Source organism: Aldersonia kunmingensis (assembly GCF_001646865.1).
GTDB lineage: Bacteria > Actinomycetota > Actinomycetes > Mycobacteriales > Mycobacteriaceae > Aldersonia > Aldersonia kunmingensis.
In genome coordinates this window covers 1-14,152 of record NZ_LRRB01000255.1, presented here as the reverse complement: position 1 = coordinate 14,152, position 14,152 = coordinate 1, and the positions used below count along the sequence as shown (strand labels likewise).

Annotated in this window: 13 protein-coding genes; 9 read left to right on the top strand and 4 right to left on the bottom strand. The window is 68.8% G+C overall.

The window, feature by feature from the left end; genetic code table 11:
* Position 1: 1 nt before the first annotated feature.
* From A8G08_RS20260 to A8G08_RS20245, 4 genes are read left to right on the top strand one after another with little or no spacing between them, the layout of a single operon-like run.
* Positions 2-1,609 (top strand): phytoene desaturase family protein, encoded by a 1,608-nt coding sequence (locus A8G08_RS20260; RefSeq protein WP_068278246.1) that lies wholly within the window; start codon positions 2-4, stop codon positions 1,607-1,609.
* Positions 1,610-1,611: 2 nt separating this feature from the next.
* A complete protein-coding gene (locus tag A8G08_RS20255; RefSeq protein WP_068278203.1) occupies positions 1,612-2,424 on the top strand; it encodes a carotenoid biosynthesis protein in 813 nt (270 codons plus the stop codon).
* A 19-nt stretch (positions 2,425-2,443) separates the two neighbouring features.
* Positions 2,444-3,154 (top strand): LppM family (lipo)protein, encoded by a 711-nt coding sequence (locus A8G08_RS20250; protein WP_068278202.1) that lies wholly within the window; start codon positions 2,444-2,446, stop codon positions 3,152-3,154.
* 2 nt (positions 3,155-3,156) lie between these two features.
* Positions 3,157-4,368 carry a glycosyltransferase family 2 protein gene (locus A8G08_RS20245; RefSeq protein WP_068278201.1) on the top strand — a complete coding sequence of 404 codons (1,212 nt, stop codon included), beginning with the start codon at positions 3,157-3,159 and terminating at the stop codon, positions 4,366-4,368.
* Here A8G08_RS20245 and A8G08_RS20240 read toward each other — a convergent pair.
* Positions 4,295-4,726, bottom strand: a complete 432-nt coding sequence (locus tag A8G08_RS20240; RefSeq protein WP_157108688.1) for an MmcQ/YjbR family DNA-binding protein — start codon at positions 4,724-4,726, stop codon at positions 4,295-4,297. The genes A8G08_RS20245 and A8G08_RS20240 overlap by 74 nt on opposite strands.
* Positions 4,727-4,742: 16 nt before the next feature.
* Positions 4,743-5,648 (bottom strand): methylenetetrahydrofolate reductase [NAD(P)H], encoded by a 906-nt coding sequence (metF, locus tag A8G08_RS20235; RefSeq protein WP_245672919.1) that lies wholly within the window; start codon positions 5,646-5,648, stop codon positions 4,743-4,745.
* Between the two features lie 110 nt (positions 5,649-5,758).
* Between metF and A8G08_RS20230 the strand changes: the two genes are divergently transcribed.
* From A8G08_RS20230 to A8G08_RS20215, 4 genes are all read left to right on the top strand, one after another.
* The gene (locus A8G08_RS20230) at positions 5,759-6,928 is read left to right on the top strand and encodes a polyprenyl synthetase family protein (protein WP_084436605.1); all 1,170 of its coding nucleotides are present in this window, start codon (positions 5,759-5,761) and stop codon (positions 6,926-6,928) included.
* Positions 6,928-8,463 carry a phytoene desaturase family protein gene (gene crtI / locus A8G08_RS20225; protein WP_068278199.1) on the top strand — a complete coding sequence of 512 codons (1,536 nt, stop codon included), beginning with the start codon at positions 6,928-6,930 and terminating at the stop codon, positions 8,461-8,463. Before A8G08_RS20230 ends, crtI begins: the two co-directional genes overlap by 1 nt.
* Before the next feature lie 128 nt (positions 8,464-8,591).
* Positions 8,592-10,250, top strand: a complete 1,659-nt coding sequence (locus A8G08_RS20220; protein WP_068278197.1) for an alpha-(1->6)-mannopyranosyltransferase A — start codon at positions 8,592-8,594, stop codon at positions 10,248-10,250.
* A 6-nt stretch (positions 10,251-10,256) separates the two neighbouring features.
* Positions 10,257-11,192: a phytoene/squalene synthase family protein gene (locus A8G08_RS20215; RefSeq protein ID WP_068278195.1), complete on the top strand. Its 936-nt coding sequence runs from the start codon at positions 10,257-10,259 to the stop codon at positions 11,190-11,192.
* 44 nt (positions 11,193-11,236) lie between these two features.
* Here A8G08_RS20215 and A8G08_RS20210 read toward each other — a convergent pair whose 3' ends face one another.
* On the bottom strand, positions 11,237-11,605 hold the full coding sequence (locus A8G08_RS20210; protein WP_068278234.1) for an Rv2175c family DNA-binding protein: 369 nt from the start codon (positions 11,603-11,605) through the stop codon (positions 11,237-11,239).
* A gap of 172 nt (positions 11,606-11,777) precedes the next feature.
* On the opposite strand from A8G08_RS20210, the gene pknB reads away from it, so the two are divergent.
* Positions 11,778-13,808: a Stk1 family PASTA domain-containing Ser/Thr kinase gene (pknB, locus tag A8G08_RS20205; protein WP_068278194.1), complete on the top strand. Its 2,031-nt coding sequence runs from the start codon at positions 11,778-11,780 to the stop codon at positions 13,806-13,808.
* Positions 13,809-13,965: 157 nt separating this feature from the next.
* On the opposite strand, the gene A8G08_RS27820 is transcribed toward pknB, so the two are convergent.
* Positions 13,966-14,152 (bottom strand): hypothetical protein (locus A8G08_RS27820; RefSeq protein ID WP_222844286.1); only part of this gene is annotated, 187 nt, incomplete at its 5' end.

Here is a 14,152-nt window from a genome sequence, read left to right as displayed (position 1 = left end):
GATGCTCGACGCGGCGGTCATCGGATCGGGCCACAACGCCCTGGTCTCCGCCTGCTACGTCGCACGCGCCGGTTGGTCGGTGGAGGTTCTCGAGCGCGACACCGTTGTCGGCGGCGCCGTCTCGACGGTGGAACGGTTCCCCGGGCACCAGGTGGACCGCGGCTCGTCGGCTCACATCATGGTCCGGCACACCGGGATCATCGAGGAACTCGATCTCGCCCGGTTCGGCCTGCGCTATATCGACTGCGACCCCTGGGCGTTCGCTCCCCCACCGCCCGGCACGGATGCCGCGCCGATCGTCTTCCGTCGCAGCGTTGCCGACACGTGCGCGTCGATCGAGGCCGCCTGCGGAGCGCGCGATGCCGACGCCTATCGCCGGTTCGTCGAGGTCTGGGGCCCGCGCAGCGCACGCGTCATGCGGGCGTTCGGCGCGGCACCGAGCGCACCGAACCTCGCGCGCGCGTTCTGGGGCATGAAACCGGAGCGCGGTCCCGGGCGTTTCGCGAAGTCCTCACCCGCAGACGGCAGTGCCGTGTCGCGGGAGTTTCTCGGCACGGGCGACGCACTGCTCGACGAGTGGTTCGACGACGAAAGGCTCAAGGCCGCGTTGGCCTGGTTCGGCGCACAGTCCGGCCCGCCGATGTCGGAGCCGGGAACCGCGCCCATGGTGGGTTTCTCGGCACTCATGCACTCACTCCCGCCCGGCCGCGCGGTCGGCGGCAGCGGGGCGCTCACCGCTGCCCTGGCGGCACGGCTTTCCGCCGACGGCGGCCGGTTGCACACGGGCGACGAGGTGACCGCACTGGTTCGCCGTGCGGACGGTTGGACGGTTCGCACCGCAGGCGGGCGAGAGTTGAACGCCCGCACGGTGATTGCCGGCTGTCACGTGCTGACCACGCTCGACTTGCTCGAAGCTGGCGGGCATGACCGCGCCGTGCTGGACGCCTGGCGGCGGCGGATCCGGGTGGGCCCCGGTATCGGCATGGTGGTTCGGCTCGCGACGACCGACCTGCCCCGCTACACCGGTTGCGACACCGCCGATTCGAGTACCGGACTGCAGTTGCTCGTGCCGGACCGTCGAATGCTGCACGCGGCGCACGGTTCGGCACTCGCGGGTGAGTTGCCACCCGAACCTGCCGTTCTCGCAATGAGTTTCAGCGCGCTCGACCCAAGCATCGCCGCCCCCGGCCAGCATCAGCTGTCGCTGTGGTCGCAATGGCATCCCTACCGGCTTTCCCAGGGGAGGGAGTGGGCGGATCATGGCGCGCGCGAAGCGGATCGGATCATCGAGATGATGGACCGGTTCGCGCCCGGCTTCGCCTCGACGGTCGTCGCACGGCACGTACAGACGCCGGCGGACATCGAGTCCGAGCTCGGCATGCTCGGCGGCAACGTCATGCACGTGGAGATGTCGTTGGACCAGATGTTCTTCTGGCGCCCGCTGCCCGAACTCGCCCAGCATCGCGTCCTCGGCGCGCCCGGGCTGTATCTCACCGGAGCGTCCACACACCCTGGCGGCGGCGTATCGGGTGCGAGCGGACGCACAGCCGCCCAGGTCGCGCTCGGGGACGCCCGGCCCAGCCTCGTACGCCGACTGCTGTCACGGTGACGATGCCGAAGATTCCCGTCGCATTCGCGGTGTGCGCGGTTCTCGCGCAGATCTCTTATCCGCTGACCTCAGGTGATGCGCGCGATATCGTCACCGCCGCGGTGGTGCTGCTCGGCGCGGCGGCCGCGCTCAGCGATGCGGTCGTGCAACGTGGCATCCGGTTCGCGGCACTACTGTTCGCCCTCACCGCCGGTGTTGGGCTGATCGCCGAAATCATCGGTGTGGCTTCGGGATTCCCGTTCGGTTGCTACGACTACGCCACCGATCGCCTCGGACCCGCCGTGGCCGGGGTGCCTCTCGTTGTCCCGCTGGCGTGGACGGCCGGGATCTACCCGGTGTGGGTGGTGGCGGGTGTCGTCGCCCGATCCGAGGCCGGACGGATTCTGCTCACCGCTACCGGTGCGGTCGGCTGGGACCTTTATCTCGACCCGCAGATGGTGCACGACGGGCAATGGCAATGGTGTTCGGCCGGGGCGAGCGAAGCGACGGGGAATTCAACATCCGCCCCCGCGCTGCCGGGGATCCCGGACATCCCGATCACCAACTATCTCGGCTGGTTCGTGGTCGCGGCGGTGATGGCCGCCGGGCTTGCAGTGGCGGCGCGACACGCGCGAGAGCCCGAGTCACGTGTGGTGCCGATCGCGCTGTTCCTCTGGACATGGCTCGGCTCGGCATTGGCGCACGCGACGATGCTCGGACCGGAATTGCGCTGGTCGGCGCTCTACGGCCTGGTCGTCATGGGCGTGCTCGGGGTGCCACTGCTGGCCCATTTACGCGATCGGCGAAGTCGCCGGGATCCCGCCTCGGCCCGCTGAGTTCTGGCACGATGGCGATGTGCAGCCGATCAAGCCTATTGCCCGGCGCCCCGCGCGCGTGCTATCGCTTGCCGCACTGATCCTGCTCATCCCATTGCTTTCCGGGTGCCTGCGCGTGCAGGTATCGATGGGCGTTTCCGCCGACGACCGGGTTTCCGGCCAGATCGTCGCCGCAGTTGTCCCCGAGGACGAGAACGACAAGGGCCCGCAGCTGGTGGTCCCCGATTCGCTGTCCTCGAAGGTGCGGGTGCAGGCGTACAACCAGGACGGTTACGTCGGCTCGCAGGCGTTCTTCTCCGACCTCACCTTCGGCGATGTCGAACAACTCGGCCACCTATCGGCGGAGAACTCCGGAACCTTCCAAATCCAGCTGAAACGGACCGGCGACCTCGTCAGTCTCGACGGCAAAGTGGACCTGAAGGCGGTGCCGACGCAAGGCTCCGACGTGCAGTTCACCATTGCCTTCCCCGCGCGGGTGGCGACCACAAACGGAAACCGCGAGGGCGACTCGATCGTCTCGTGGAAGCTGCCGCCCGGCGATGTGAGCACGATGCGCGCCGAGGTGAAGTACGCCGACCCGAGCACTCGTAGCTTCGCCGGCTGGGCCGGGATCATGGGCGGCGTCACGATCGGCGTGGCCGCGATCGTCGCGGCACTCGCCTACATCAATCGCAACCCGAGCCCCCCGCGCCGTCGCGTCGCCACGGATCGCCAACCCCAAGACGTCTAACGATGGAACGAATTGTCGCCGCCGCCGCTTTGGCGGCCGCGGCGCGAGCCGGACTCGCCCTGTACAACCGGGCTGCGCTGCCATCGGTCGCCGCGGTCGCCGCACGTGCAGCGGCCCCTCCGGGACCAGTGACCGTCTGCATCCCCGCGCGTAATGAGCGGGACCGGCTGCCTGAGTTGATCGCCGACCTGCGTGCCCAGCGTGGCGTGTCCGATCTGCGCATCCTGATCCTCGACGACGACTCCACCGACGGCACCGCCGACGTCGGCGCTGCCGCGATCGACGGGGACGCACGGTTCGAGTTGCACCGCGGCACGGGCGACCCGCCGCCCGGCTGGGTCGGCAAACAGGCCGCGTGCGCCCGGCTCGCCGAGTTGGCCGACGCCCGGACCGGTGCGCTGGTGTTCCTGGACGCGGATGTACGACTGGCACCGGACGCCCTTGTCGCCGCCGCACGCGCATTGCCCGTGACGGGCGCGATCCTGCTGTCGCCGTGGCCGCGTCAGCTCGCGGAGTCGATGGCGGAGCGCCTGATGCAGCCGCTGCTGTGCTGGTCGTGGGCGGGCACGCTGCCGATGCCGCTGGCCAATGCGTCAACCCGGCCGTCGACCGCGGTGGCGTGCGGGCAGTTCCTGGTGTTCGACCCCGAGGGGTATCGCACGATCGGCGGTCATGCCGCGGTCGCCGCGAGTCCAACCGAAGACCTGGCGCTGGCCAGGGAGTTACGCAAATCCGGGGCACACACCGTTACGCTGCCCGCCGGAGATCTCGTGTCCTGCCGGATGTACCGCGGCGCAGCCGAACTCGATGCCGGCTACACGCGCTGGCTGTGGTCGGCCTACGGCGGGCTGCCCGGCAGCATCGCGGTGGGCGCGACGCTGGCATTCGTCGACGTATTACCGGTGCTTGCGGCGCTGTTCGGCCGCGGGCGGGTGCGGACCAATGGCGTGATCGGCTACTCGGCCGCCGTCGGGTCGCGCGTGCTGGCGAGGTCGATGGAGACGGCCTCCCCGCCGAACCGAGCGGAAATCCTCGCGGCGCTGGCGCATCCGGTGGCGATCGTGGGTTACCTGCTGCTGACCGTCAAGTCGCATCGTGCGCATCGGCGCGGCACCGCGAGCTGGCGCGGTCGGCTGCTGCCTACTGACCCCTGGTCTTCAGCCACTCCGAGCCGCGGCGCGCCGATGCTCGGGACAGCCAGGCGTCCTCGATGACCTCCGCCAACTCTGTACGGGTCAGCTCGGACAGGCGGCTTGCTCGACACAGCACCGACAGGTGTCCGTCGAAATGCGGCGTGGTGAAGAACGGCAAGGACTCGTCCTGTACGAGAGCCTGCTTGTCGCTCTCGGAGGGCACCCAGAACACGATCACGTCGGGATAGCGCTCACCGGTCTCGGGGTCCTTCGCATCGGGTCGCGGATTGCGGAAGAACACGAACGACTTACGGCCCACCTGGTACACCGGACGCTCGTCGGATATCCACTCGACGGTGACATGCGGCATGGCATTCGCCAGGTCGTGCACGTCCTGCACCCGCGCACGACGGCGATTGGCCGGGCCCTGATCGACCATGGCCCCTCCGCTCGAATCAGACGGTTGCTACGCCCAGACCCAGGTTCGCCAGCACCTCACGAGTGGCGCGCGCGAAATTCAGGGTGATGAAGTGCAGGCAAGGAGCACCTTCGGCGATGAGCCGCTCACCCATCTGGGTGGCGAGCTCGATGCCGACCTCACGCACTGCCTGGCGATCCTCCTCGGGGCCGTCGCCCGCCGCGCGGGTGAGCCGCTCCTCGAGATCCTTCGGCAGATGCGAGCCGGAAAGTTCGACCATCCGCCGCACCGAGCGCAACGAAGTAATGGGCATGAGCTCGGGAATGATCGGCTTGGCGCCCTGCTCCGGGTCGTACGCGTCCACCCTGTCACGCAACCGCAGGAAGTGCTCGACATCGAAGAACATCTGCGTGATCGAGTACTCCGCCCCGGCGCGCAGCTTGCGCACCAGGTGCGCGGTGTCGTGGTCGAGGTCCGGTGAACGGTGATGGCCCTCCGGGAACGAGGCGACGCCCACATGGAAATCACCCAGGTCGCGGACCAGCGACACAAGCTCGTGCGCGTACTCGACACCGTCCTGGTGCTTGATCCACTCGCCGAGTGGGTCGCCCGGCGGGTCGCCTCGCAGCGCAAGGATGTTGCGAACACCACAGTCGGCATAGGCGCCCACCAGGGCGCGCAGCTCGTCCACGGTGTGCTCGACGGCGGTGAGATGCGCCACCGGAAGCAGCGTGGTCTCCGCTGCGATCTGCCCGGTGACCCGCACCGTACGGTCACGCGTAGTACCGCCCGCGCCGTAGGTCATGGAGACAAACGCTGGCCGCATCGGCTCGAATTCCCGCACTGCACGCCACAATCGGGCCTCGGCGGCCTCGTCACGCGGCGGCGAGAACTCCACCGAGAACGGCACACGTCCGCAGTCGGCAGACTCCAGACGCGACACCACCGACGGCGTCGTGGAGACCCAGCCTGCGCTGGCACGGCCGCGGATCGGCTGGTCGGCGCCGGGGCGGGATACGGAATTCACGGCCCCAGCATAAAGTGCGTCGGCTGATGCTCGACCGGCCCCACTATCGTGAACAGCGACCCCATCCACTCGCCGCGGAGGCAACCCTGACTATCGGACCCAGCCCGTCGCTGGCGGCAACGGCCGACCCGGCTACCTTCGCTTCCGCTGTAGAAGCCGAGCTCACGGCGTTTTTCGCGTCCCGGCGCGGGATCGTCGCAGGCGTCGGCACGGACTTCGTCGCCGCGGTCGACGAGCTCGAACAATTCGTGCTGCGCGGCGGTAAGCGCATCCGTCCGACCTTTGCCTGGACCGGCTGGCTGGGCGCCGGCGCCGACCCCGTCGGTGCGGACGCCGAAGCAGTGCTCCGCGTCTGTTCAGCGCTCGAGTTGGTGCAGGCCTGCGCACTGGTGCACGACGACATCATCGACTCCTCCGACACCCGCCGCGGGCATCCCACTGTGCATGTCACGTTCGCGCAGCGGCATCTGCGCGACGGCTGGGCCGGCGGGTCCGAGTCGCACGGGGCGGCGGTCGCAATTCTGCTCGGCGATGTCGCCCTCGCCTGGTCCGACGACATGGTTCGAGAGGCGGGCCTGCCGCCGGACGCGGCCGCACGGCTGGCACCGGTGTGGTCGGCGATGCGTACCGAGGTGCTCGGCGGCCAGTTGCTCGATATCACCGGTGAATCGCGCGGCGACGAGTCCGTCGAGGCAGCGATGCGAATCAATCGCTACAAGACGGCGGCGTACACGATCGAGCGTCCGCTGCACATCGGCGCCGCGCTGGCCGGCGCACCGGAATCGCTCGTAGGCGCCTACCGCCAGTACGGGACCGACGTAGGTATCGCCTTCCAGTTGCGTGACGACCTGCTCGGCGTGTTCGGCGATCCGGCAACCACCGGGAAACCGTCGGGCGATGACCTGCGCGAGGGGAAGCGGACCGTCCTGTTCGCGTTCGCGCTGCAGCGCGCCGACGAGCAGTCCCCTGAGACGGCCGCACTACTCCGGCGCAGCATCGGCACCGAGCTGACGAATGCGGCGGTAGACGAATTGCGCGGCGTACTTACCGATCTCGGCGCGGTCGACGAGGTGGAGCGGCGGATCACCGAGCTCACCGAACGCGGCCTCGCCGCTGTCGAGGACAGCCCCGCGACTCCCGCGGCCAAACGGCAACTGCGCGAGATGGCCGACGCGGCAACCAGGCGGAGCGCCTGATGAAGACAGTTGCAGGTCCTACCGACCGCGTACTGATCGTCGGCGCCGGGTTGTCCGGCCTTGCCGCCGCGCTGTACCTGCGCGGTGCGGGACATGAGGTCACCGTCGTCGAACGCGCCGACCACCCCGGTGGGCGAGTCGGCATCCACCGCGGCGCGGACTACGAGATGGACAACGGCGCGACCGTATTGACCATGCCCGAGTTGATCACCGACGCGCTCGCGGCGGTCGGCACGGCACCGGAGACGGGCCCTGAGCCACTGTTCATCGACCGCATCGAGCCCGGGTATCACGCGCGATTCCGAGACGGCCGGGCGATCGAGGTCTACGGCGATCCCGACGCGATGGCCGCCGAGGTCGAGCGGGCGTGCGGCCCCGGGACATCGCGTCATTACCGGCGCCTGCGCGGCTGGCTGGGTGAGGTCTTCGACGCCGAGTACGACCGGTTCATGGACTCGAACTTCGATTCGCCGTTCGATCTAGTGAAGTCGCGCGGCGCCCGCGCCGACCTTGCCAAACTGACCCGCCTCGGTGGATTCGGCCGGCTCGGTCCACAGATCAGCCGGTTCATCGCCGATCCCGATCTGGCCCGGCTGTTCACTTTCCAGGCGTTGTACGCCGGCGTGGCCCCTGCCCAGGCACTCGCGGTGTACGCCGCGATCCCGAATATGGACACATGCATGGGCGTGTACTTCCCGCGCGGCGGCATGCGTGCGATCGCGCGCTCGATGGCGGCCGCGTTCGTCGCCGCCGGTGGCAAGCTCGAACTGCGCACCGACGTGGAGCGGATCGAGTTCGAGGGGCGACGGGCGCGCGGCATCCGCACCACCCAGGGCGCCCGGCTCGACTGCGACACCCTGATCGTCACGGCCGACCTCGGCGCACTGGCCGACCTCGGCGTCAAGCGCCGCCGCCCGCTGCGCGCATCGCCGTCCGCGGTGGTCGCGATGGGTACCGTGCCGGCCGAGGTCAGCGCGCGCTGGCCCGGGCAGGCCCACCACGTCATCGATTTCGGCGAGGCGTGGGACGGCACCTTCGCCGAGATCACGGCCCGCCGCGGGCGCGGACGGGTGATGAGCGACCCCTCGCTGCTGATCACGCGTCCGGCCTGCACCGATCCTGGTGAGTACATCGAACGCACCGACTCCTCGGGCCGGACGCAGCGCCACGAACCGCTGTCGGTGCTCGCGCCCTGCCCCAACCTCGACAGTGCGCCACTGAACTGGGAGTTCCTCGGCCCGGCCTATGTCCGCGAGCTGCTCGGCGTCCTGGAGGCACGCGGCTACGTGGGCATCGCGGACCACTTCACCATCGACCACATCGATACGCCGCACACCTGGCTCGCACAGGGGATGATTGCCGGTACCCCGTTCTCGGCTGCGCATCTGTTCCGGCAGACCGGACCGTTCCGTACCCGCAACCTGGTGCCGAGCGCGGACAATGTCGTTCTCGCTGGTTGCGGGACCACTCCGGGGGTCGGCGTGCCCACGGCACTCCTGTCCGGCAAGCTCGCTGCGGCGCGCGTCACCGGCTGACACACGGCCCGATCTGCGTCACCGCGAACCGGGCTTGAACGGCATTTTCCAGGGCAACCACTAAGCTGTTGGCTCGACCGGTTGCTCGGCCGGGGGTAACGATCGACGTTGGGGAGGCAAGCACCGCTATGTCCCTCCCGTCGACGACGCCCCAGACAGCCACCACGAGCGGGCGCGCCCCGGCGGCGACGACCGTTGCTGCGAGCGTCCGATCCTGGCTTGCCACCGCCGCCGATTTCGCGCGCAGCCCCGAGGGGCACCACGCCGTACTCGGCCTTTTCGGCGCGCTGATGATTACCTTCGGCGGATTCGGTGCGGGCAGTGTGCGCCGCCGCGACCCACTGCTCGAGGCCGCACACCTGTCGTGGCTGCGCTTCGGCCACGGACTTGTGCTGTCGTCACTGATGGTGTGGATCGGCGTGCTGCTGATGATCGCCGCGTGGGTCCGCCTCGGCCGAACCACCATCAATGACGGAGTCAGCCTCAACGAACTGCGGTCCATCGTCGGCATCTGGTTGTTCCCGCTGCTCTTCGCGGTGCCGATGTTCAGCCGGGACGCCTACTCCTACTTGGCTCAGGGCGCATTGCTGCGGGACGGCTTCGATCCGTACGCGGTTGGGCCCGTGGCCAACCCCGGCATCCTGCTCGACAACGTCAGCAACGTCTGGACCACGACCACCGCGCCGTACGGGCCGATCTTCCTGCTGCTCGGCCGGGCGATCACCACGATCACCGGGGATAGCGTCATCGGCGGCACCATGCTGCTGCGGCTCACCATGCTCCCCGGTCTGGCGCTGATGATGTGGGCGGTGCCGCATCTCGCCCGCCACCTCGGTGGCAAGCCGGCCGTCGCCCTGTGGCTCGCGGTGCTCAACCCGCTCGTACTGATCCACCTCATGGGCGGCGTCCACAACGAGATGCTGATGGTGGGCCTGATGGCCGCCGGTATCGCGCTGGTGCTCGAACGGCACCACGTCGGGGGCATCGTGCTCGTCGCGATCGGCGTGGCGATCAAGGCAACCGCCGGAATCGCTTTGCCGTTCATCGTGTGGATCTGGATGCAGCACGAACGCGAGCGGCGCGCCGAACGCGGCGAGGGACCGCTCCCGCACCCAATGGCATTGTTCGCCCGCACCGCGGCGCTCGGTATCGGCGTCTTCGCGGCGGTCTTCGCGGTGGCCTCGGTGATCGCCGGTGTCGGAATCGGCTGGCTGACCGCCCTGTCGGGCTCGGCGAAGATCATCAACTGGCTTTCGCTGCCGACGATTCTGGCGCACATCGTCACTTGGTTCACCCCGCTTTCACTCGGCCCGGTTCTCGATGTGACCCGCATGCTGTGCGGCATCGCTCTGCTCGGTGTGCTGGGCTGGGCGTGGTGGCGGTTCCGGCGCACCGAGCGCGAGGCCGTGCTCGGCATCCTGATCGCCTTCATGGCCATCGTGATCCTGTCGCCGGCGGCACTGCCCTGGTACTACTCGTGGCCGCTTGCCCTCGGCGCGGGGTTCGCACTGACCACCCCGACCCTGATGGTCCTTGTCGGCGTGAGTACCTGGTTGATGCTGGTTTTCCAGCCGGACGGATCGATCGGCCTCTACAACCCGCTCCACGTCGCGCTCGCGACGTTCGCGGCGGTTGTCGCAGCGCTCTCGCTGCGCACCGTCGATCCGCTACGGCTCCGGTCCTCGCCGCCTACGGCCGACCCCGGCGGCCAATCCCCTGCGGCCGACTCGGTCTCAGCCGATCCGGTGGGCCAATCGCCCGGCCCGGCCGCGGCCAACCGTGACTGAGCAGGCATGACGCAATCAGGCGATCTCGACGCGGCGTACCGGACCTGCCGCGATATCGCCGCGCGGCACGGCCGCACCTACTTCCTGGCGACACGGCTGCTGCCGCCGGCCCGCCGGCCGGGCGTGCATGCGCTCTATGCGTTCGCCCGCGCCGTCGACGACATCGTGGACGTCGACTCCGAGAAGCGGCGTGACCCGGCAGATCGGGCCCGCGACCTGGACCGGATCGAACGCAGGCTGCGCGGCACGGGGTCGCCGGATGAACTGCCGCAGGCGTGGGAGCCGATCTTCGCAGCGTTCGACGACACCGTGACCACCTACGGGATACCGCGCGAGTACTTCTGGGCGTTCCTCGACTCGATGCGGATGGACGTGCCGGGCACCGCGCTGTTCCGCAATCGCTTCCGCGATATGGCCGAACTGAACCGCTACACCTACGGCTCGGCGGCCGTGATCGGCCTGCAGCTGCTGCCGATTCTCGGCACGGTCGTCCCGCAGGAGGAGGCAGAACAGCCCGCCGCGGCACTCGGCGAGGCGTTCCAGCTGACGAACTTCATTCGCGATGTCGGCGAGGATCTCGACCGCGACCGGGTGTACCTACCCGCCGACGAGCTCGCGGCCTTCGGCGTCGACGACGAGCTGCTTGCCTACTGCCGCGCCACCGGCACGTCGGATCGCCGCGTCCGCACGGCGCTGGCACACTTCGCCGCGATCAACCGGTCCATCTACCGGGTCGCCAAGCCCGGTATCGACATGCTCGAACCGCGTGTGCGGCCCGGGATCAGCGCAGCCTTCACGCTCTACGGCGAGATTCTCGACCGGATCGAGGAGGAGGACTTCGCGGTGCTGCGCAGCCGAGCAGTCGTCCCCCGCGGTCGCCGATTCGCGGTCGCGATCACCGAATTCGGCAAGGGCGCCCTGCGGTATTCGTCTGCGGGCTAGTCGGTAGCGGCCGAGCGGTCAGCAGGACGCATCGGCGGAGCCGATCAGAAAGCAAGCGCCTGCGCTCTCCGGACCACCTCGCGCGCCTGATGCCCGTGCATCGCCGCCGCCGGCGTGCCGGACAGGCTCTCATCGGCCGTGAACAGCCAGCGCAAGATCTCGTCGTCACGGAAGCCACCATCGCGCAGCACCGAGATCAGGCCGGGCAGGAACTTCAACACCTCGCCGTCTTCGCCGAAGAATTCCTCGGGCACGCCGACCCAGCCGGAGCGCTTCACCGCGATGAACTGATGGTCGCGCAGCATCTGATGCACTCGCGTGACGGCGAGTCCGAGTTGTTTGGCGATATCCGGCAGCGAGAGCAGCGGGACCTCGGCGGGCAGAACATCGTCGCAGTAAGGGATCGTGCTCACCTCGGTAAGGTTATCGGTTCGCCGGGACCGATCAGCACGGGACTCTGCCGCATTGGCGCTCGCCGGCTCCCCGCGGGTCGGCGTGCCGGACTTGGCGCTGGTCCTGGCTACCATCGTGTAACCGGATACGACAATTCCGGTGCCGGTGACCGTGGTGAGAAAAGGGGCGAGCATGCGAGGCGCACACGACCCGCTGCTCGGGCACATGCTCGAACGGCGCTACCGCCTCGACGCCCCGATCGCGCGCGGCGGAATGTCGATGGTCTACCGCGGTCTCGACGTGCGGCTCGACCGTCCCGTCGCGATCAAGGTGATGGACCCGAAGTTCGCCGCCGACCCGCAGTTCCTGTCCCGGTTCGAGTTCGAGGCCCGCGCGGTCGCGCGGCTCAAGCATCCCGGCCTGGTGTCGGTGTACGACCAGGGAGTCGACGGGGACCTCGCTTTCTTGGTGATGGAACTCGTCGAGGGTGGCACGCTGCGCGAGTTGCTCCGGGAGCGCGGCCCAATGCCGCCGCACGCGGCACGGGCAGTGGTGGAACCGTTGCTCGACGCGCTCGGCGTGGCGCACGCCGCCGGACTGGTGCACCGCGACGTCAAGCCGGAGAACGTGCTGATCTCCGATTCGGGCGAGGTGAAGATCGCCGATTTCGGGCTCGTCCGCGCAGTCGCGGCCGCGAACACCACCTCGAGCAGCGTGATTCTCGGCACCGCGGCGTATCTCTCGCCCGAGCAGGTCACCAGCGGCACCGCGGATGCCCGCAGCGACGTCTACGCAATGGGCGTAATGCTGTTCGAAATGCTCACCGGCCGAGCGCCGTTCACGGGCGACAACTCGCTTTCGGTTGCCTATCAGCGCATCGAGAACGACGTGCCACGGCCGAGCGAGTTCATCGACGGTGTGCCCGTGCAGTTCGACAACCTCGTGCTGCACGCCACGGAAAATGAACCGGCCCATCGGTTCCCGCATGCCGGGGCGATGGCAGCGGCACTCCGCTCGGCAGCGTCCGAACTGGACCTGCCGCCGTACCGCGTCCCTGCCCCGCAGCGCTCGGCGCAGCATGCCAGCGCGCACGTCCGTCCAGCGTCGCCCGACGCACCGACCACCCGCACCGCCGGTGCCGGGGCCGCGCACGCAGCTGCTGCGGCATCGACGACGGTGCTGGCGCCCGAACCTGCGCACCCCCCGACGCGCGAGGACCGCGGTCCGCACGCGCCGCAGCACACTCGGGTGGTCACCGCGGTGACGTCGCGCGCCGAGGCCGATAATCCGGACGACCCGGGTTCGTCGTATCCACGCTTCCCCGGCTTGCAGATCGACCGGAGTCGGTCCCGCCGCACCACGATCATCTGGCTGCTGGTGGTGCTGCTCCTCGCGCTGATCGTCGGTGTGGGCGGCTGGTGGCTGGGCTCTGGCCGCTATACGGCCATTCCGTCTGTCAACGGCTTCGACCGGGACGGCGCGGTCACCGCGATCGAAAACGCCGGGCTGACAACGAAGGTCAGCGGACGGCACTCGGACAACATTCCGGTCGACAACGTACTCGGCACCGATCCGCCGGCGGGTTCACGGATTCCGAAGAACAGCACCGTGACGGTGTTGATTTCGCTCGGCCGCCCCTCGGTGCCCACAGTGACGCCGGGTGACGATCCGCAGGACGTCTTCGAACGCATTCGTGCCGCTGGCCTGAAACCCGTCGATGGCGGCGAGGCGTACAGCAAGAGCGCGGCGCGCGGCACGGTCGCCGCACTCGATCCGAAGCCCGGTACCGCGGCACCGGTCGATTCCGCAGTCAAGGTGATTCGGAGCAAGGGCGCCCCGCCCGAGCCCCTGCCCGATCTGAAGGGCAACTCGGTCGAGGAGGCCACTGAGGCACTCACCGCGCTCGGTGTCTCCATTCGCGAAACTCGCGTCGCGTTCGATTCGAAGGTGGACGAGGGCCGCGTGATCGGCACCGATCCCAAGGCGGGTACTGAACTCGAGGGCAACGACAGCGTCGTGCTGATCGTGTCGAATGCGGTACGCGTGCCCGGTGTCGTCGGCTCGTCGGTCGGCGCTGCGCGAGCCGAACTCGAGCAGCTTGGGCTCGAGGTGCAAGTCCGCCAAATGGCGAGGACCGACAGCTCGGTGGTGATCACGCAGAACCCCGGCTCGGGCGCACGCGTCGAGCCGGGCAGCAAGGTCACGCTGATCTCGGTGCCGTGATTCCGGCACTCTCGTCATAGCAGGGGCAATCCCTCGGGCACTGCTCGGACGGGCGGCACGAATTCGTTACGTGCCGCTCGCCCGACCGGTCCCGCTGAGTGAGGATCTGTAGCACCCGGATGGATTGAGCTCGATACGACACCGAGGCCGAAACGGCCTAGAACGCCAACGGAATGCCCGAACCGGTGACGGACTCCGCGAAGTACTCCAGCAAGTCCTTCAAAGCGACATCCCCTTGACACTGAACGGTCGCTGAACCGGAAGTGCAATTTTCCGGTAGGTCGGCGGTTTCGACGGCCTGGGCAACGCCCGCCCCAAGCAGTGGAAGGGCGAATGCACCCAGG